The 18,507-nt window shown below is 73.0% G+C and carries 16 protein-coding genes and 1 pseudogene; 10 read left to right on the top strand and 7 right to left on the bottom strand.

Annotated elements, in window-relative coordinates; all coding sequences use genetic code 11:
• Positions 1-824 precede the first annotated feature (824 nt).
• The gene (locus ACPXB1_RS14570) at positions 825-1,136 is read right to left on the bottom strand and encodes a MazG-like family protein (protein WP_425735394.1); all 312 of its coding nucleotides are present in this window, start codon (positions 1,134-1,136) and stop codon (positions 825-827) included.
• A gap of 165 nt (positions 1,137-1,301) precedes the next feature.
• Here ACPXB1_RS14570 and ACPXB1_RS14565 point away from each other — a divergent pair, with 165 nt between their 5' ends.
• Positions 1,302-2,669 carry a hypothetical protein gene (locus ACPXB1_RS14565; RefSeq protein ID WP_355595022.1) on the top strand — a complete coding sequence of 456 codons (1,368 nt, stop codon included), beginning with the start codon at positions 1,302-1,304 and terminating at the stop codon, positions 2,667-2,669.
• 68 nt (positions 2,670-2,737) lie between these two features.
• On the opposite strand, the gene ACPXB1_RS14560 is transcribed toward ACPXB1_RS14565, so the two are convergent.
• Positions 2,738-3,451: a hypothetical protein gene (locus ACPXB1_RS14560; protein WP_355595024.1), complete on the bottom strand. Its 714-nt coding sequence runs from the start codon at positions 3,449-3,451 to the stop codon at positions 2,738-2,740.
• A 700-nt stretch (positions 3,452-4,151) separates the two neighbouring features.
• Positions 4,152-4,622, bottom strand: a complete 471-nt coding sequence (locus ACPXB1_RS14555; protein WP_425735393.1) for a VOC family protein — start codon at positions 4,620-4,622, stop codon at positions 4,152-4,154.
• A gap of 61 nt (positions 4,623-4,683) precedes the next feature.
• Between ACPXB1_RS14555 and tsaA the strand changes: the two genes are divergently transcribed.
• Positions 4,684-5,106, top strand: a complete 423-nt coding sequence (gene tsaA, locus ACPXB1_RS14550) for a tRNA (N6-threonylcarbamoyladenosine(37)-N6)-methyltransferase TrmO (RefSeq protein WP_425735392.1) — start codon at positions 4,684-4,686, stop codon at positions 5,104-5,106.
• Between the two features lie 126 nt (positions 5,107-5,232).
• On the opposite strand, the gene ACPXB1_RS14545 is transcribed toward tsaA, so the two are convergent.
• Positions 5,233-5,862, bottom strand: a complete 630-nt coding sequence (locus ACPXB1_RS14545) for an MBL fold metallo-hydrolase (protein WP_355595030.1) — start codon at positions 5,860-5,862, stop codon at positions 5,233-5,235.
• Complete coding sequence (locus tag ACPXB1_RS14540) at positions 5,862-6,947, bottom strand: S-(hydroxymethyl)mycothiol dehydrogenase (protein WP_425735391.1); 1,086 nt, start codon at positions 6,945-6,947, stop codon at positions 5,862-5,864. Before ACPXB1_RS14540 ends, ACPXB1_RS14545 begins: the two co-directional genes overlap by 1 nt.
• A gap of 185 nt (positions 6,948-7,132) precedes the next feature.
• Here ACPXB1_RS14540 and ACPXB1_RS14535 point away from each other — a divergent pair, with 185 nt between their 5' ends.
• The 3 genes and pseudogenes from ACPXB1_RS14535 (at position 7,133) to ACPXB1_RS14525 (ending at position 10,287) form a co-directional block, all read left to right on the top strand.
• Entirely contained in the window at positions 7,133-7,552 is a 420-nt protein-coding gene (locus ACPXB1_RS14535; protein WP_355595034.1) for a hypothetical protein, read from the top strand.
• Between the two features lie 47 nt (positions 7,553-7,599).
• Positions 7,600-8,739, top strand: a pseudogene (locus ACPXB1_RS14530) (low temperature requirement protein A).
• Between the two features lie 87 nt (positions 8,740-8,826).
• The gene (locus ACPXB1_RS14525; RefSeq protein ID WP_355595036.1) at positions 8,827-10,287 is read left to right on the top strand and encodes a cryptochrome/photolyase family protein; all 1,461 of its coding nucleotides are present in this window, start codon (positions 8,827-8,829) and stop codon (positions 10,285-10,287) included.
• A gap of 12 nt (positions 10,288-10,299) precedes the next feature.
• On the opposite strand, the gene ACPXB1_RS14520 is transcribed toward ACPXB1_RS14525, so the two are convergent.
• Positions 10,300-10,761, bottom strand: coding sequence for a hypothetical protein (locus tag ACPXB1_RS14520; protein ID WP_355595038.1), 462 nt, complete (start codon positions 10,759-10,761; stop codon positions 10,300-10,302).
• Entirely contained in the window at positions 10,761-11,240 is a 480-nt protein-coding gene (locus ACPXB1_RS14515) for a hypothetical protein (protein WP_355595040.1), read from the bottom strand. The genes ACPXB1_RS14520 and ACPXB1_RS14515 overlap by 1 nt, the downstream gene beginning before the upstream one ends.
• Positions 11,241-11,284: 44 nt before the next feature.
• Between ACPXB1_RS14515 and ACPXB1_RS14510 the strand changes: the two genes are divergently transcribed.
• The 5 genes from ACPXB1_RS14510 (at position 11,285) to ACPXB1_RS14490 (ending at position 18,447) form a co-directional block, all read left to right on the top strand.
• The gene (locus ACPXB1_RS14510; protein ID WP_355632760.1) at positions 11,285-12,277 is read left to right on the top strand and encodes a helix-turn-helix transcriptional regulator; all 993 of its coding nucleotides are present in this window, start codon (positions 11,285-11,287) and stop codon (positions 12,275-12,277) included.
• A gap of 140 nt (positions 12,278-12,417) precedes the next feature.
• Positions 12,418-12,996: an ATP-binding cassette domain-containing protein gene (locus ACPXB1_RS14505; protein ID WP_425735390.1), complete on the top strand. Its 579-nt coding sequence runs from the start codon at positions 12,418-12,420 to the stop codon at positions 12,994-12,996.
• On the top strand, positions 12,993-14,270 hold the full coding sequence (locus tag ACPXB1_RS14500; RefSeq protein WP_355595046.1) for an ABC transporter substrate-binding protein: 1,278 nt from the start codon (positions 12,993-12,995) through the stop codon (positions 14,268-14,270). Before ACPXB1_RS14505 ends, ACPXB1_RS14500 begins: the two co-directional genes overlap by 4 nt.
• Positions 14,267-16,033 carry a hypothetical protein gene (locus ACPXB1_RS14495; RefSeq protein WP_355595048.1) on the top strand — a complete coding sequence of 589 codons (1,767 nt, stop codon included), beginning with the start codon at positions 14,267-14,269 and terminating at the stop codon, positions 16,031-16,033. The genes ACPXB1_RS14500 and ACPXB1_RS14495 overlap by 4 nt, the downstream gene beginning before the upstream one ends.
• On the top strand, positions 16,030-18,447 hold the full coding sequence (locus ACPXB1_RS14490; RefSeq protein WP_355595050.1) for a tetratricopeptide repeat protein: 2,418 nt from the start codon (positions 16,030-16,032) through the stop codon (positions 18,445-18,447). The genes ACPXB1_RS14495 and ACPXB1_RS14490 overlap by 4 nt, the downstream gene beginning before the upstream one ends.
• Positions 18,448-18,507: the final 60 nt, after the last annotated feature.

Raw genomic sequence — 18,507 nt, 5'->3', positions numbered from 1 at the left:
ACACCACCGGCGAAGGCGAGACCGGCAACGGACAGCATGCTCTTACGGAAGATCGTGTTCATGGGGGTAGCTCCTTCGGGGGTAGGAAACACCCGCCAACCCAAAAGGGGGATGGGCGCGCGGGTGTGAGCACCTCGTCCGGCGCTGCACAAAACAAAAGGGGGAAAGTCATCGACGGCGGCTGGGCGCGGGGAGCGCCTCTGGCGGCCGGGTCCATGTGTAACCACCCGGCGGCCGGGGTCATTCCCGGGGCGGCCTATCCATGGCTACCGCGTCGAGCCGGCGCCACGGTCCAGGCAGCGTCCCCCGCGAGGGAGATGGCCTTGCGGCCGGTGGTACTGCGACCGTCAGGGTATGTAACCCGGCCGGGGCCGCCGCGATTCCGGCCTGGGAATGCCCCCGGTCACACCCACAAACCCCCGCCAGCGGACATACCGCCCCCATGTCCGCCGTAAGGCGTCGCCGAACCGGTCAGCCGGGCGGTGATCGACTCGGGCTCCTTGAAACCGGGGCATCCTCCGCGCACGGACACACCGATTTCATGCAACCCGAGTCGATCAATCACTGCCGTCGCCCCCGGCCACTGTGCAAGCCCACGCCCGCCGCCCAAATGCTCCCAAAACGCACCGCAACCCGCCCGACCCTACAACCGCGGTCACCCACAACAGCCGGCAGGGCAGGCCAGGCGGGCAGCGAGCGGCGGACGGCGGGGGCGAACACGGCGGACGGGCCAGCGGCGAGCGGCGAGCGAGCGGCGAGCGAGCGGCGAGCGAGCGGCGGACGGCGGGCGGGCAGGCAGGCAGCGGCAGGCGAGGGGCGAGCGGTTAGGGCATCAGGCGGGATTTGACCTTTGCGGCGCACGCGTCCAACACTGCCTGCGCGTCCAGGCCCAGGCTCTCGATGGCCACCAGGGCTGTGAAGGCGACGTCGGCCAGTTCGGCGGCTACGTCCTCGCGGGTGTGGGTGACGCCTTTGCGAGGATTCTGCCCGAGTAGGCCGATCCACGCCGCTGACGCCTCCCCCGCCTCCTCGGTGAGTTTGAGGATGCGACATGTCAGTTCCGTCTGGCCGGTGCCGTTGGCGGCGTCCAACCAGCTGCGTGAGGCGCGCGCCGCATCCCAGATCGACTCGTTCACGTCGACCAGTCAACCGGACCGGCCCGGCGGACCAGGCGGCCGGGTCGACTCCCTGACTGGCTGGTCAGTACCGCCATTGACAGTGTTCGACGGCGGTCCTAGGTTCAGGGCGCTACCGGCCGGTAGGCAACCGTCCCGCCTGCGTCCGTCCGATGGGGAGCATCGATGCTGTCCGTACCCGTTCGTACCCTGCGCCGCCTGCTCGCCGCCACCGCGACGCTGACCCTGGCGGTCGGTCTCGCCGGTGCCGCGCCGGCCAGCGCCGCCGCCCACGATCCGCGTGGCAGCCAGCCGCTGCCGGGCTACACGTTCGAGAATCCGCCGCTGGCGCCGCTGGTGGTGGCCGGCAAACCGACGACGGTACGCCAGGGCGTGCACCGGCACGCCGCGTACATCATCGAGGTTCCGGCCCGGTGGAACGGTGACCTGGTGTTGTGGGCGCACGGCTACCGCGGCCAGGGCACTGTGCTGTCGCCGGAGCCGCCGGCCTTCGACCTGCGTCAGCGGGTGCTTGCCCAGGGGTACGCGTGGGCGTCGTCGTCGTACGATCGCAACGGCTTCGACATCCGCTCTGGGGTGCTGAGCACGAAGGAACTCGCCGACCACTTCGGACGGACGGTACGCAAGCCGCACCGCACGTACCTGGCCGGGGTGTCGATGGGCGGGTACGTCATCGGTCGCTCACTGGAGCAGTATCCCGGCTTCTACGACGGAGCTCTGCCCATGTGCGGAGTGCTCGGCGACCAGACGCTTCTCGACTTCTTCCTCGACTACAACCTTGTCGCGCAGGCCCTCGCCGGGGTGCCGGCCTATCCCACGCCGACCGACTACCTGAGCAACGCGGTGCCCCGCATCCAGGTCGCGCTCGGCCTGGCAGGGCTCACGCCCACCGGGCCGGACACCACCAATGAGCGCGGCAAGCAGTTGCGGGCCATCACGGTGAACCGCTCGGGCGGACCACGCCCCGGCGCCGATGCCGCCTTCGCGATCTGGAAGGACTTCCTGTTCTCGATCTCGGTGACCGAGGGCGGCACCTCCCCCGCCCAGCGGCCCGGCCAGATCTCCACGAACCTGCTGACCCGCTACAGCCCGAACAGTCCCGTCAACGTCAACGCGACAGTGCAGCGGGTCGCTCCGGAGAATCTCGTACAGCGACTCCTGCCGACGCTCACCGAGGTGCCGAAGATCGCCGGCCGTCCGAGCGCGCCCGTGGTGAGCCTGCACGGCCTCGGTGACCTGTTCGTGCCGTTCAGCATGGAGCAGGCGTACGCCACCGACGTGGCGCGGCACGGTCGCAGCCGGCTTGTGGTGCAGCGGGCGATCCGGGCCGCGCAGCACTGCGAGTTCAGCCCGGCCGAGGCCGGCGCCGGCTGGGATGACCTGGTGTCATGGGTACGCACCGGCAAGCGCCCGGCCGGCGACACGGTGACCGACCCGGCGGTGGTGGCGCGACCCGACTACGGCTGCCGGTTCAGCGACAGGGCCGCGTACGCCGCCGGCGTCGGCACCCGCCGCCTGTATCCGGCCTGCTGACGGTACGCGCACACGACGACGCCGGCCGGCCCCCTTCTCGGGAGCCGGCCGGCGTGTGTGTGCGGGTGTTACGAGAGCTGCTGGACGAGGTCCGCCGCCTGCTCCTCCCACTGCGCGTACGCGTAGGGGAAGGCGGAGACCTGGACGGTCTGCGCCGCGGTGGTAAGCGGCAGGTCCTGCCAGCCGCCCACGTTCTTCAGAGCGGTGAAGAACGCCGTGGCGGAGTACTCGGGGTCGGTGATCTGCTCGGGCGTGCCCCAACCCGACGACGGGCGCTGCTGGAACAGGCCCTGCGAGTCATGGTCGTTGTACGCGCCGAGGTGACCGAGGTTGTACAGCTTCGACTCCTGCAACGAGGTGGCGATGCCGATCACCGCACCCCGGTCGCCGACGCCGGTCTTCTCGGCCACGTCGATGATCGCCCGTGCGTTGTCGAGCTGCGCGTCGTCGAGCGGGATGCGCGACTGTGCGCCCTCGACGCCGTGCGGGATCAACTCGGCACGGCTGGGCTTGCCGGCCGGCGGCTTGCTTGTCGGGGAGCCGGTGGTGAGGCCCGACTCGACGGGCTGGTCGTCCTGGCGGGCTTCGGTGGCGGCCTTGCCGGTGGCGAGGTCGATGGCGGCGACGGCACCCTCGTGCGGTCCTGAGGTGACCGGGGCGGCAACCGCGGTGGGGGCCAGCGCGAGCCCGCCGAGGGCGGCGATGCCCACAACGCTCAGCGCGGTCTTGCGGTGTTTGTCCTTAGCGATGGCCGGGAGCCATCGAGTGAAGTCGACCTTCACGATGGTTGCCCTTTCGATCGTGCGGAACGCTCCGGGGTGAACGTTCCTCGGGAGATGACCGCGGAAAGTGTTTGGCTCCGGCGGTTCAGGGGACACAACCGGGTTGCGGTGTCGGCCATTCCGGATATGCGCAGTGCTCGGCGAGATGAGGTCCCGGTCACTCGCGGCTACGGGACGGACCGCCCAACGCGGCCGAAACCCTCCTGCGCAGCAAGACGGCGGGCGGAGCTCCCGGACGGCGGCAGTTACGGCACGCGACTCTGGGACGGACGGACAACTGCGGGCGCGCGGCTCCGGGCGGGCGGACAACTGCGGGCACGCGGCCCCGGGACGGACAGCTACGGGCGGCGGGGTCTAGCGGAGCGTGACGTGAGAGGCGGCGGCTGAGGGTGGCGGTGCTTCCTTTGCTCTGCTTCAACCCACGCAACAGGCACACAAGGTGACGGCGCACGCCGAGCCCTCCGAGCGATGATCGACTCGACTTCCTGGAAATCGCGGTGTCCGAGCACCTGGGATGCGCCGATTTCCAGGAGCCCGAGTGGATCAACGACAGCAAGCACCGAGGCCGGGGATGCGGCGGGCGTTGGATGTAACAGTCGGTGACGGCGAACCCGTGTCACGGTCGGTCGCGGCGTGCCGGTGAGCCCGATCACCCGGCGTCGCTCAGCCGTCGGCGGCGCTCCCGATGGCCCGCCTCCGCTCAGTCGTCGGCGTCGCGTCCCGTTCCGAAGCCGTCCAACCCGGCGCGCTCTTCCGGCGTACGCAGTTCCTCGAAGACGGTGATCTGCAGGTCGGCGGGGGCGTCGAGGCGGGAGTTCAACGACTGCCACGGGGTGAGCGTGGGCGGCGCGATCTCGGCCGCCCCGGCGGCGACGAGCCGGGCGGTGGTCGCTCTGGCGTCGTCCACCTCGAAGGCGACCCGGATGCGGGGCGCGACCTGCCGACCCACCTCGACCTCGTCGATCATGCGTTTCTGTGCCGGATTGGCGATCTCGAGCGTGGCGCGGCCGGCATCCAGGATCACCACCCGGGCATCCCCGTCGCCGCTGAACGCCGCCTCCTCGGACAACCCGAGCGCGTCGCGGAAGAACGCGACAGCGGCCTCGTGGTCCTCGGCCTCCACCACGAGGCGCAGCTGACGGACGACGGGCGCGGGCTGCTCGGCGGTCATGACCGCAGATCGTAACGTCGGTCGGCGGCGGTAGGTTCAGGCAGTCCGGAGGGGGTCCAGGATGGGCGACACAGACGAGGCGTACGTGCTGCGGCCGGTCGGCCGGGTCGTCTCGCCGCTTACCGACGCGGCGAGCGCACCCCGGCAGGGCGACGAAGGTGCGCCGGCCGCTTGGCTGGTCTTCGACAGGTCGGTCGAGCGGGCTCTGGGCGACCTGTCGGTGGGCGCGGAGCTGCTGGTGCTGACCTGGCTGGACCGCGCCCGCCGCGATCTGCTGGCGGTCCACCCGCGCGGCGACGAGAGCCGACCGGAGACCGGCGTGTTCAGCACCCGCTCCCCGCACCGCCCCAACCCGATCGGCCTGCACCGTGTCCGGGTGTTGGCCGTCGACGGGCTGCGCGTGCAGGTGGCCGAGCTGGAAGCCCTCGACGGCACCCCAGTGCTCGACGTCAAGCCGGTGCTGGGCGCGGCGGACGAGCGCTGACCCGTCGACCGCGCGCCAGCCGCCGACCCTCGACGGCGCCAGCCCGCCGCAGCGCACACCGGAAGCGCCAGCCCGCCGCAGCGCACGCTGGCGGCGTGCCAGTCACTGCGGCGGCGTGCCCGGAGTTCAGTGGCCCCGCGTGATCCACTCCTGGAGGTGGGGGGCCTCCGCGCCGATTGTCGTGTCGTCGCCGTGCCCGGTGTGCACTACCGTCTCCGGCGGCAGGGTGAGCAGACGGGTGCGGATCGACCCGACGATGGTGTCGAAGTCGCTGTACGAGCGACCGGTGGCACCCGGCCCGCCGGCGAAGAGCGTGTCGCCGGTGAACACCGCGCCCAGATCCGGGGCGTAGAAGCTGCACGCGCCGGGGCTGTGCCCGGGAGTGTGCAGCACCCGAAGCGTGGTGCCGGCCACCTCGATGTCCTGCCCGTCGTGCAGTTCGCCGTGCGGCGGCAGGTGGGGGTGGACCATGTCCCACAGGACCCGGTCGTCGGCGTGCAGCAGCACCGGAGCGCCGGTGGCCCGTGCCAGTTCCGGCGCGACCCGTACGTGGTCGTCGTGCGCGTGGGTGGCCAGGATCGCCCGGACCCGACGGTCACCGACAAGCGCGAGGATCGCCTCCACGTCGTGCGGCGCGTCGAGGATCACGCACTCGGTGTCGTCGCCGATCACCCAGACGTTGTTGTCGACGTCGAACGTCTGCCCGTCGAGGGAGAAGGTGCCGGCGGTGACCGCGTGGTCGACCCGGGCGGTCATCAGAACACCACCACCGAACGGAGCACGTCGCCGTGGTGCATCCGGTCGAACGCGTTCTCGACCTGGTCGAGGGCGATCTCCTCGGTGACGAAGGCGTCCAGGTCGAGGCGGCCCTGTAGGTACAGCTCGGTGAGCATCGGGAAGTCCCGGCTGGGCAGGCAGTCGCCGTACCAGCTGGACTTGAGGGCGCCGCCGCGACCGAAGACGTCCAGCAGCGGCAGCTCGACCTGCATCTGCGGGGTGGGCACGCCGACCAGGACGACGGTGCCGGCCAGGTCCCGGGCGTAGAACGCCTGCTTCCACGTCTCCGGACGACCCACCGCGTCGATGACCACGTCGGCGCCGAAACCGCCGGTGGCGGCCTGGATCGCCTCGACCGGGTCGGTCTCGGAGGCGTTAACGGTGTGCGTGGCGCCGAACTTACGGGCCCACTCCAGCTTGCGGGTGTCGGTGTCCACGGCGACGATCGTCGTCGCGCCCGCGAGGAGCGCACCGGCCACCGCCGCGTCGCCGACGCCACCGCAGCCGATCACCGCGACCGAGTCGCCACGGGTGACGTTGCCGGTGTTCATGGCCGCGCCCAGCCCGGCCATCACGCCGCAGCCGAGCAGGCCCACAGCGGCCGGCCGGGCGGCCGGGTCCACCTTCGTGCACTGGCCCGCGTGCACGAGGGTCTTCTCGGCGAACGCGCCGATGCCCAGCGCCGGGGTCAGCTCGGTGCCGTCGGTGAGGGTCATGCGCTGGCGGGCGTTGTGGGTGTTGAAGCAGTACCACGGCCGCCCCCGCCGGCAGGCCCGGCAGTCGCCGCAGACGGCACGCCAGTTGAGCACCACGAAGTCGCCCGGGGCAACGTCGGTGACGCCGTCGCCCACCTGCTCGACGATGCCTGCCGCCTCGTGGCCGAGAAGGAACGGGTAGTCGTCGTTGATGCCACCCTCGCGATAGTGCAGGTCGGTGTGACAGACCCCGCAGGACTGGATCCGGACGATCGCCTCACCGGGCCCCGGGTCGGGCACCACGATCGTCGTGACCTCGACCGGTGCGCCCTTGCTACGGGAGATGACTCCCCGGACTTCCTGGCTCACTTCGCCTCCTGCTGGTGGTGTGCGGCGGGGACCGGATGCCGGCAGGTGGTGAACCGGGCGCGGCGGTGGGCCCCTGCCGAACCTACCCGACGACAACGGCCGTCCCAGCCGCCCCGGCGACGGGTTATCGCGGGTCACGCGGGGTACGCGGGCCGCAGTTCCGACCACGGCCACCAGGAGTGATCATGAAACTCGCGCATCTGCCGCTGCGGGTCAGCATCGGCGCGTACTTTCTCAACTCGGGTTTGGGCAAGCGGAACCTGGAGGGTGAGGCGGCGGCGGGCATGCACGGGATGGCGGTGGCGGCCCTGCCGCAGCTCAAGCAGTTCGAGCCGGTGCGTTTCGCCAAGCTGCTGTCTCGCTCGGAGATTGCGTTGGGGGCCGCCCTGCTCACGCCGTTCGTGCCGACGCCCCTGGTGGGGCTGGGCCTCACCGCGTTCGGCGCGGGCCTGGTGCAGCTGTACCTGAAGACGCCGGGGATGCGTGAGCCGGGCAGCATCCGCCCGACCCAGCAGGGCACCGGGCTCGCCAAGGACGTGTGGCTGGTCGGCGCCGGGCTGACGATGGTGCTGGAGGGGCTGACCCACGGCCGCCGACGCCACTGAACCCGGCGGTGACCGGACCTCGTACGCTGCGGCCGTTCTACCGGCCGATGCGGCCCCGCAGCCGCGACGAGCCACACCGGGCGGCCACGCCGCTGGAACTCCTCTTCGACCTGTGCTTTGTGGTGGCGGTGGCGCAGGCCGCGACCAACCTGCACCACGATGTCTCCGAAGGCCACCTCCGCCACGCGGTGACCAGCTACGCGATGGTGTTCTTCGCGATCTGGTGGTCGTGGATGAACTTCACCTAGTTCGCCTCGGCCTACGACACCGACGACGACGTGTACCGGATCACCACGCTGGTGCAGATCTCCGGGGCGTTGATCCTCGCGGCCGGGGTTCCGCGGGCGTTCACCGACGGCGATTTCACGATCATCACATACGGGTACGTGGTGATGCGGCTGGCCGCCGTCGTGCAGTGGAGCCGAGCCGCCGCCGGCGATCCCGCCCACCGCGCGGCGGCCCGCCGGTACGCCATCGGCGTGACAGTGGTGCAGCTCGGCTGGCTGCTGCGGCTGGCCCTGCCCGACGGGTGGGGCATCGCTGCGTTCGTGGTGCTGGCGCTTGCCGACCTGCTGGTGCCCGCGGTGGCCGAGCGACCCGGGATGACCCCGTGGCACCCCGGGCACATCGGCGAGCGGTACGGGCTGTTCACGCTGATCGTGCTCGGCGAGGCGGTCCTGGCGATCTCGGTGGCGATCCAGACCGGCGTCGACGCGGGCAACCACGGGCTCTGGTCCCTCGCTGGGGCCGGCGCGGTAATCGTCTTCGCGCTCTGGTGGCTCTACTTCGACAGGCCGAGCGAGGCGCCGGACCGGCTGCCGTACTCGCTGATCTGGGGCTACGGCCACTACCTGATCTTCGCGGCGGTCGGCGCCGGCCTGCCGGTGGTGGTCGACGACGAGCGGCACCTCGCCCACGTTTCCGGAACCACTACCGGCTACGCCGTGGCCATCCCGATCGCCGTGTTCCTGCTGACCGTGTGGATGCTGCACGTCCGCCGCCAGCAGCACGGCGCGGTGGTCGTGGCGTACCCGGTCGTCGCCGGACTGGCGCTGCTCGCGCCGCTGGGACCAGCCCGGGTGCAGGTCCTCGCGCTGCTGCTTGTCGCCCTGGTGGCGCTCACGGTGGTGCTGCGTCGACGCGACGACGGTGCCGCGCCGGCACCGGCCGGCGTTGGCCCCTCCTGACGTCACGACGCCACGACACACGCACGCGGCGCGAATATGCGGCCCGCCGTTCGGGCGCGGCGGCCCGGAAGTCGGCAGAATTGCGGCATGCTTCGCCGCCGATGGCTGTTGGCCGACCAACTCGGGCCACATTTCCTCGACGACCCCGACCAGCCGGTGCTGCTGGCGGAGATCCGGGAGTTGTTCCGCCGTCGGCCGATGCACCGGCAGAAGGCACATCTCATCCTCTCGGCCCTGCGGCACCGCGCCGCCGAACTGGGCGACCGGGCGCTGCTGCTGCGGACGGACACGTTCCGGGAGGCCCTGGCACAGGTCGCCGAACCGGTCGAGGTGTGCCACCCGCACTCCTGGGCGGCCCTGCGCTTCGCCCGCTCGGTGCCCGGGTTGACGGTCCTGCCGGCGCGCGGCTTCATCACCAGCCAGGACGACTTCGCCGCCTGGGCCGACCGCACCAGGCGCGGCCCGCTCCGGATGGCCGACCACTACCGTCACGTCCGCCGCCGGCACATCGTGCTGACCGGGCCGGCCGGCGGGGCCGGGCCGGCGCGCCGCCCGCCAGCGGAGGGCCACGCCGTACCGGCGACACCTCCGCCACCGCCGCCGATCGTCGAGGACGACATCGACGCGCAGGTCCGCCGCGACCTGGACCGGTGGGCGGCCGACGGCGTGCGGTTCGTCGGCCGGGACGGCCCCCGGCAGCACCCCGCAACCCACGCCGAGGCGCAGGCCCGGCTTGAGCACTTCCTGACCCACCGGCTGCCCGAGTACGGCCGCTGGGCCGACGTGATGAGCGCCGAGGACCCGCTGTTCGCGCACTCCGCGCTCTCGTCCTCGTTCAACCTCGGGCTGCTGCACCCGGAGCCGGCCGTACGCGCCGCCGAGCAGGCGTGGCGGGACGGCGCCGCCCCACGCACCGCTGTCGAGCCGTTCATCCGAGGGCTGCTCGGCTGGCGGGAGTTCCTGTGGCAGCTGTACTGGTACTTCGAGCCCAGGTTCCGAGGCTCGAACTGGCTGGCCGCCACCGAGCCGATCCCGGACTGGTTCGCCGAGTTGGACGCCGACGCTGTGGAGGCGCGCTGCCTCGCGGACGTGCTCGCCGCCGTCCGCGACCGGGCGTGGACGCACCAGACACCCCGGCTGCTGGTGCTTGGCAACTACGCGTTGCAGCGCGGCTGGCGTCCGACCGAGGTCGCGGACTGGTTCCGGCGCTGCTTCGTCGACGGCACCGACTGGGTGATGAACACGACGGTGATCGGCATGAGTCAGTACGCCGACCTGGCAAGGGTGGACACCCGCCCGTACGCGGTGGACGGCACCGACATCGACGAGATCAGCGACTACTGCGGCGGCTGCCGGTACGTGCCGGAGCGGGCGCTGGGTGACCTGGCCTGCCCGTACACCGGGGGGTTCGAGAATTTCCTGCACCGCAACCGGGAGCGGCTGGTGGCCGACCCCCGGCTCGCCGCGGAGTTGGCACGCCGCGACGAGCCGGAGCACCGCGAGGCGGTGATGGCGCAGGAGGAGAAGCGGGGCGGCACCGCCCCGTGACGGGCCGCCCGGTCACCGGCCCGATACTCGGGAGAAGGTCATGACCCAGTTGGTCTCCCAGGTCTGCTCGCCGTCGGTGGAGAACGCCTGCTCCCAGCGGGCCGTGGTCGTGCTGATGTCCGACCAGATGAACCGGCACCGCACCGGTCGCCCCTCGTGCTGATCGTCGGCGTAGAAGCGGCCGACGCCGTCGACGAAGCGACCCACCATCGGCGGCTGCTCCAGCACGCCGCTGTCGCTGCTCATCCAGTAGATCGACCACTGCTGCCGGGCCGGGTCGAAGATCCTGATCGTGGCACCGGCGGAGCCCTTGGTCGAGAACGTGATCTCGTCGAAGTGGCCGCCGCCGGCGAAGAAGCCGTGAGCGACCGACACCCCGGGAAACTCCTCCCACTCGTCGGAGCCCACAAGCCGCTCGCGCAGCCGCCGGTTCACGACGTTCCAGGTCCCCACGAAGAAGTCGAAGTCGCCCATCAGCGGCCCACCGGCCCTTCCGCTCGCGTGTCGTTGAGGTAACCGGTGAGGTCGGGGCTCGCTGGCGCCAGCATGTGCCGGATCCAGGCGGCCCGCTCGTGCTCCAGCACCGCCAACTCCCACACGCAGCCCACGGCGGGACGGCGCAGTTCGACGAAGTGCGCGGGGTCCAGATCGGGGCAGTCCAGCGCCGGCTGTCCCGCCACCGCGACGCGGATCTCCACCGCGTTGTCCCACACCCAGGTGTAGGCCAGCAGGTACGCGCCGGTGTCCGCGCCCCGGTGCAGCACCACCCACCCGGCGCCCGGGGTGCCGTCGCTCGGTACGTCTTTCAGCAACGTGGGCAGCATGTCGTACGCGGCCTTCTCCACCTCCGGTTCGATGGGCCGTTGCGGCTGGTCGATGTGGTAGCGCTTGAACTGCCGGGCGTCCACAGTGATCGCCGGAGGCGTTGTCAGATCCTTGTCGCGAAAAGCCATGCCGGGACGGTACGACCGCTCCCCTGACAACTAGTGTCAGTGAAGTGCGGGCCAGTCGACTTCTCTCCCTCCTGCTGCTGCTCCAGGCGCACGGGCGGCTCACGGCCGCGCAGCTCGCCGAGCGGCTGGACGTGTCCCCCCGCACCATCTACCGGGACGTGGAGTCGCTGCATGCCGCCGGTATCCCGCTGTACGGGGAGGCCGGGCACGCCGGCGGCTACCAACTTGTGGACGGCTGGCGTACCCGGCTGACGGGCCTGACCGCAGAGGAGGCCGACCGGCTCTTCCTGGCCGGGCTGCCCGGTCCGGCCGACGAGTTGGGCTACGGCGACGTGGTGGCCGCGCTGCAACTCAAGCTGCACGCCGCGCTGCCGGCGCCGCTGCGTGACCGGGCCACCCAGCTCCAGCAGCGCTTCCACCTGGACACCCCCGGCTGGTACGCCGACGGCGACGCGTCCCCGGAGCTGGCCCGGACCGCCGAGGCGGTCTGGCGTCAGCACCGCATCGAGGTGCGCTACCGCGGCTGGCGCGGCGAGGTGACCCGCGTGCTGGAGCCGTACGGCCTGGTGCTCAAGGGCGGCCGGTGGTACGTGGTGGCCACCCAACCCGGCCGGGACGCACCGGCTACCTACCGGGTCAACCAGATCCTCGCCCTGACCCCGCTGGCGCAGGAGTTCGACCGGCCGGCCGACTTCGACCTGCCGACCTGGTGGCGGGCGCACGTCGTGGGGTTCCGGGCCCGGCTGCACCGCGACGAGGCCACCGTCCGGCTCTCCCCCGCCGGCCGCGAGCGGCTGCGGGAGGTCGGCAGCGATCCGGTGGTGGCCGCCGTGGACGCCAGCGCCGGGCCACCCGACGCGCGGGGTTGGGTGACCGCTGTACTGCCCATCGAGTCGCTCACCCATGCCCACGGTGACCTGCTGCGCCTCGGCGCCGACGTGGAGGTGCTGACCCCTGTCGCTCTCCGCGAGCGCCTGGCCGCCACGGCGGCCGGGCTGGCGGCCCTCTACGCCCCCACCGGACAGCCGGCGCGATAGCCCGCCGCTTCCACTGTGGAAGCCGGCGGGACATCGGCTGTCGGCATCGTGTGCCACCCTGGGACCGTCACCCGCGGTCACCGGAGGTGAGGGCTACGTTACGGCTACGTGCACTGGTCGCCGTCCCCGGTACCGGGCCGGTGACCCTCGACGTCCCCGCCGGCACGACGACGGCGCTTGTGGGGCCACCTGCGGTCGGCACCGCGGTGGCCCGGGTGCTTGTCGGGCTCGCCGCACCGGCCACCGGGCGGATCATGGTCGGTGCCCGGGACGTGACGGCGCTGCCGCCGCCGCGTCGGCAGATCGGCTACGTGCCGGCCGGCGGTGCCCTGCTGCCGCAGCTCACCGTCCGCCGCAACATCGAGTACGGCCAGCGCAAACGCGAGCGGGTGCACGAGGTGGCCGACGACTGGACGTCCACTGTGGTGGACAGGCTGGAGCTCGCCCCGACGCTCGGCCTGCTGCCGCACCTGCTCTCCGACGCCCAACGGCTCCGGGTGGCGCTGGCCCGCGCGGCGGTGTGCCTGCCCGAGGTCCTCGTGGTCGACCTGCCCACCGAACCGGCCGGCGGCAGCCGCCTCGGCGACCTGCTTCCACGACTGTCCCCGCCGGACGCGCCCGGAGTGGCGGTGCTGGTGTGCACGGCCGACAGGGCCGCCCTTGCCGAGATCCCCCGGCGGCACGAGCTGGTCACCGAGGCCGACGGGGCGCCCCGGTGACGCCGGGCGGCCGGACCACCCGCCGTACCCTGCTGCGCGCTGCCACTGTCGGTGCGGCCGCTACCATCGCCGGCTGCGCCGGGAGCACCCGTTCGGTGCAGGTGGCGGTGGTGTGGAGCGGCGGCGAGCTGGACCGCTTCCGGCAGGTCGTGAAGGGCTATGGCCCTTCGGTACACGTGGTCAGCGCCGGCAACGACATCGACGCGTTCCTGCGCGCCCGGCATCTCGCCGGCACCGCACCGGACGTGGCGATCCTGCCGCGTCCCGGCCTGGTCACCGAGTACGCCGCCCGGGGCTGGCTGCGGCCCGTGCTCCCGTCCGACGAGTACGCGGTGCCCGCCGGGCTGAACGATCTGCTGAGGACCGGCGGGCACCGCTACGGCGTGTGGGTGAAGGCGGCGCACAAGTCCCTCATCTGGCACCTGCCTTCGGTGCTGCCCGTCCCGCCGACCAGTTGGGACGAGCTGGTCGCGCTGACCCGCCGGCTCGGCACGCTCGCCGTGCGGGGGGACGGCCCGGCGCCGCTGGCGATCGGCGCGGCCGACGGCTGGGTGCTCACCGACTGGTTCGAGAACGTGCTGGCCGACCTGGCGCCCGCCGCGTACGACGCCCTGGCCGGGCCGGACGCCGACTGGCGGGGCCAGCCGGTGCGCGACGCCCTGGACCGGCTCGCCGAGCTGTGGAGCATCGACGGCGCGTTCGTCGGGGGCGGCCGTCGCGCCCTGCTCACCCAGTACGAGGAGTCGGTGATCCAGGTGGTGCGCTCCCGCCGTGCGGTAATGGTCTTCGAGGCCGATTTCACGGCCGAGGTGGGCAGCAGGTTCCGCGGCGGCTCCGAGGAGGCGGCCGCCTTCCGGTTCCCCAGCGCCGGCAGCGGCGTCGGCCCGCTGATCGTCGGCGGGGACGCAGCTGTCGTGTTCGCCGACGCGCGGGGCGGGGTCGAGCTGGTCGAGTGGCTGACCAGAGCCGACTCGTTCCGCCCCTGGCTGCATGCCGGCGGCTACCTGTCACCGAACACCACGATCCCGCTTGCCGACTACACGAATCCGGTCCGCCGCCGGTTCGCCGCCGAGATGCGCGATCCGGGCACGCTGCGGTTCGACCTCTCCGACCAGCTGCGCGGGGCGTTCACCGGTTCCGACGGCGTGGGCATCTGGCGCATCATGCAGGACTTCTTCGCCGACGTCACAGGTGGCGTACGCGCCGCCGAGGCGGTCCGGCGTGCCACCGGGCAGCTCGCCGCGGCGGCCCGCAGCGCGGGAGGTGGCCGATGAGCGAAACCCGGGTGCTCGGCGAGTTCGCGGTGCTCGACGACGTCGGCCCACCGCGCCGTGGCCGCGTGTACCCGGCGGCCGGGGCGACGTCCGCGCTGCTGCTGCCGGCCGCGCTGCTGCTCGGCGGGCTGCTGCTGTGGCCGGTGCTGCGCACCCTGCACGCCAGTGTCACCACCGACGGCCGCTGGGTCGGCGCGGAGCACTTCCGCACCGCCCTCGCCGCGCCGGGCACCGGCGCCGTGGTCGGACGGACAGTGCTGTGGGCGGTGCTGGTGCCGGCGGTGGTGACGGCGCTCGGTTACCTGCTCGCCGTCGCGTCACGTCGCTCCCAGGAGGGCGGGCTCGTCCGGCTGATCCTGCTGGTGCCGGTGGCGCTGCCGCTCGTCGTCACCGGCGTGACGTTCCGGCTGATGTACGACCCCGACCCGGGCCGTGGTCTGGCCACACTGGTCCTGGCGCGGCTGACCGGCCGGTCCGCCGAGGACGCTCCCCAACTGCTCGGGCCTCGCCTGGTCACCGTGGCGCTGATGTCGGCGTTCGTCTGGGCGTGGGTGGGTTTGGCGGTGCTGGTCTTCCGGGCCGCACTGGACCAGGTGCCGCCGAGCCTGGCCGACGCGGTACGCGCCTACGGCGGCGGTCGCCGGCACGTCCTGTGGGACGCGCAGTGGAGGCCGCTGCTGCTGCGTACCGTCGCTGTGGTCTTCGCGCTTGTGGCGCTCGGCACCAGCCGGACCTTCGACCTGATCCTGGTCATGACGCCGGGGTCGGTGCGCGACGACGCGGCGGTGCTGGCGCTGCGGGTGTGGCAGACCTCCGGTGGCACCACCACCGGGCCGGGCGCCGCGCTCGGCGTCGTCTGGCTGGTGGCGGTCGTCGCCGGCATGTTGGTGGCCGCTCTCTTCGTCCGTCAGGCGTGGCCGCCGCCGCGCGTCGAGGTCGGCTCGGAGCCCGCCGCGCTGGCACCGCCACGACGGCTGTTCCGGCTGCTCGCCGCGGCCGCCGCGGTGGCGTGGCTGATACCGCTTGTCGTGCTCGTCGCCACGTCGGCGCACGGGCAGGTGGACGCGGCGGCGCGCGGCTGGTGGTCGACGCCACCCGGTGCGGGCTCCTATCACGCCCTGCTGACCAGCGGTGAGTTGTGGCGAACGCTTGGCTTCACGCTGCTGCTTGCCACAGTGGTGACCGCCACGGTGCTGGTCATCGCGCTGCTGGCCGCGTACCCGCTGGCCTGGCTGACCGGGCCTGCCGCGCAGGCGACCGGCCTGCTGCTGATGGCCGCGACGATCGTACCGGTGCAGGTGATCGCCGGCCCGGTCAACGAGGTGCTGGGCGTGGTCCTGTCCTCGGGGACCGCCCGAGGGCTGGCGCTTGTGCACGTGGCGCTGGGCGTGCCGTTCGCAGTGCTGGTGCTGCGCAACGCGTTCGCCGACCTGCCCGCCGAGCAGGTGCGCGGCGCCCGGCTTGGCGGCCGACGGTGGTGGGGCGCGCTGCGCCGGCTGGGCCGGCACAACCTGCCCGCCGTTGTCGCCGTCTCCGTTCTGGAGTTCGTCCAGGTCTGGAACGACCTGGTGGTGGGGCTGCTGTTCAGCGGGCCGGAGGCCACGCCGCTGGGGTTGTTCCTGGCCGGGCAGACCCGAGGCTTCGTGTCCAACAGCGGCGTCCTGGCCGCCGGGTCGGTGCTCGCCTCGGTGCTCCCGGTGGTGCTGATGGTGCTCGCCCGGCGACAACTCGTCGCCGGCCTGGTCTCCGGAGGTGTCCGGTGACCGGCCCCGGCGGCACCGGTCGAGGGCCGCGCTGGCCGGTGCTCATCGCGGTCGGCACGCTTGTCAGCGGGGTGCTCGGCAACCTCGCCAGCAACCTGCTGTCCGAGCTGGCCGCCAGCGTGCTCGGCCCGGCGAGCATCGCGCTTGCCGTCAGCGGCGCGGCCGGCTTCGTGGTGTTCGAGATGCGCCGGCGCCGGGCCGTGCGCGAGACCGCCCCGGAACCCACCGACGTCGTCACCGCACCCGTCACCGACGTGCCGACGCTGCCGTACCCGGCCGGGTTCACGGGCCGCGACGAGCACGTCCGGACGGTGCTCGGCCTGCTCGCCCACGAGCACGCGGTGGCGGTGCTGGGCCGTAGGGCGGTGGGCACCTCCGCCTGCGCCGTCCAGGTGGCGAACCTGTGCCGGGACGACTACCCGGACGGCCAGTACCACCTCGACCTGCGTCGGGGCGGTCGGCCCCGCACCGCCCGCCAGGTGCTCACCGCGCTGGCGGGTGTCCTGGGCACCGCGCCGCCCGCCTCGGGCCGGCCGGACGCCCTCGCGGCCGCCGCCGCAGCGCTACGCCGCAGGCTCGACGGCCGCAAGATCCTGCTGGTGCTGGACAACGTCGACAGTCCCGAGCAGGTACGCCCGCTGCTGCCACCCACCGCCCGCACCTGCCGGCTGTTGTTCGCCGGTGGGCCCGCGCTCAGCGGTCTCAGCGGGGTGGTGGCGCACTGGATCGCCGAGCCGGGCCCGGACGAGGCGGTCGAGCTGTTCGCGGCGGCCGGCAGTGCCGCGCCCGCCGCCCGGGCCCGCCGTGCCGACCCACGCACCGATCCGGCGGTACGCGACATCGTCGACCTGTGCGGCAGGCAGCCCCGCACGATCCGGGCGCTGGGCTACCGCACCGCGCAGCACGGCTGGCGGCACTCGGACGTGCTCGACGCGCTGCGACGCGCGGTGCACACCCCGCCGCACCAGCGGGTCGCCGTGTCGCCGGCAGCCCAACTGGTCACCGAACGCGACGTCGCGTACCGGGCGTTGACCCGCGAGGCCCGCCGCCTGTACAGGCTGATGTCGCTGACCCCCGCCCCGGTGGACCGGCCGACCATCACCGCGCTGGCCGCCCGGCATCCCGACCGGGTGACCGCGCTGCTCGACCAGCTCGCGGCCGCCGCGTTCGTGGTCGGCGCACCCGGTGACCGGTACGAGATCCGGCCGCTGCTCGCCGCCAACGCCCGGCTGCACCTGCGCGCCGCCGAACCGTCCCGGACCCGTGTCGCCGCGCAGGCCCGGCTGACCCGGCACCTGGCCCGCCGGGCCGAACGGCACGCGGCCAACCTGGCAGTGCTCGGCTCCCCACCGGACCGGGAGTGGTCACTGCCGTTGGACGACGACCCGTACGGCTGGTTCGACCTGCACCAGGAGCTGCTGCTGGCGGTGGTACGGGTGCCGGCCGGGGCGGCCGAGACGCTGCCCCGTCGGGTACGCCGCTGGTGGTTCCGGCTGGCCGTGGCGCTGTGCGGATGGCTCGCGCACGTGGAACGGCTCGACGAGTGGGAGCAGGTCTGCCGTACGGTGCTGGCCACCCCGACCGCCGACGACCGGCCGGAGATCGCCGGGTGGGCGCACAACGAGCTGGGCGTGCTGCGTCGACGCCGACACGACCCGCAGGGCGCCGCCGCCGCGCTCACCCTCGCGGTTGCCGAACGGGGTCGGCGCGGCACCGCCCAGGCCCGGATGAACCTCGGTCTGGCACTGCTCGACCTGGGGCAGCTCGACGACGCGGTGGAGCACCTGGAGCTGTCCCGCCGGCACCGCTCCTCGGCGGACCGGGCCGGGCACGCCCTCACCGACCTTGGTCTCGGCGCGGCCCAGCTGGCGCGGGGCGAGCTGGACACCGCCCACCACCACCTCGTGCGCGCGGCCAACACGTTCCGGTCGGTGGGTGACGCGCGCGGCTACGCGGCGGCCCTGACCAACCTGGTGCTCGTGCACGCCACACTCGGCGAGCACCTGGACGCCGCGCAGGCGTGGCGGGCGGCGCTGCGCGAGTACGAGTCGGTGAACGACCCGACAAGCCGGGCGGCGGCACTGCTCAACGCCGGTGCGACGCTGTTGACGAGCGCACCGGGGCAGGCGCGGGCGGCGTACGAGTTGCTTGCCGAGAGCCGGCGGCTGCGTGCGGCCGGCCGGCCGACCCCGGGGCTGGCCCGGACCCTGCTCTACCTGGGCGATGCCGCCGACTCGCTTGGTGACCGCGCGGAGGCGCGGCGGCACTGGGCGGACGCGGCATCGGTGGCCGAGGAGGTCCACGACGAGCCGGCGCTGACCGCCGCCGACGGGCGGCTGGACGACTCCGACGCCGGGCGGGACGACTCCGGCACCGTGCCGGGTGACTCCGACGCCGTGCTCGACGGTGCCTGACCGCCGACGGCGGGCGGCTGACCGCCGACGGCGGGCGGCTGACCGCCGACGGCGGGCGGC

Source organism: Micromonospora sp. DT68, assembly GCF_049847245.1.
Taxonomy (GTDB): Bacteria; Actinomycetota; Actinomycetes; order Mycobacteriales; family Micromonosporaceae; genus Micromonospora; species Micromonospora profundi.
Note: the sequence above shows the minus strand (reverse complement) of the source record. Positions and strands in the feature narration are given on the sequence as shown.

What these genes read in the sequence shown, in the direction of transcription:
- ACPXB1_RS14555 (WP_425735393.1), bottom strand. Translation starts at nt 4,622, where the DNA reads ATGACCGCCGAGCAGCCCGCGCCCGTCGTCCGTCAGCTGCGCCTCGTG.
- ACPXB1_RS14545 (WP_355595030.1), bottom strand. Translation starts at nt 5,862, where the DNA reads ATGACCGCCCGGGTCGACCACGCGGTCACCGCCGGCACCTTCTCCCTC.
- ACPXB1_RS14535 (WP_355595034.1), top strand. Translation starts at nt 7,133, where the DNA reads ATGAAACTCGCGCATCTGCCGCTGCGGGTCAGCATCGGCGCGTACTTT.
- ACPXB1_RS14565 (WP_355595022.1), top strand. Translation starts at nt 1,302, where the DNA reads ATGCTGTCCGTACCCGTTCGTACCCTGCGCCGCCTGCTCGCCGCCACC.
- ACPXB1_RS14515 (WP_355595040.1), bottom strand. Translation starts at nt 11,240, where the DNA reads ATGGCTTTTCGCGACAAGGATCTGACAACGCCTCCGGCGATCACTGTG.
- ACPXB1_RS14495 (WP_355595048.1), top strand. Translation starts at nt 14,267, where the DNA reads ATGAGCGAAACCCGGGTGCTCGGCGAGTTCGCGGTGCTCGACGACGTC.
- ACPXB1_RS14525 (WP_355595036.1), top strand. Translation starts at nt 8,827, where the DNA reads ATGCTTCGCCGCCGATGGCTGTTGGCCGACCAACTCGGGCCACATTTC.
- ACPXB1_RS14520 (WP_355595038.1), bottom strand. Translation starts at nt 10,761, where the DNA reads ATGGGCGACTTCGACTTCTTCGTGGGGACCTGGAACGTCGTGAACCGG.
- tsaA (WP_425735392.1), top strand. Translation starts at nt 4,684, where the DNA reads ATGGGCGACACAGACGAGGCGTACGTGCTGCGGCCGGTCGGCCGGGTC.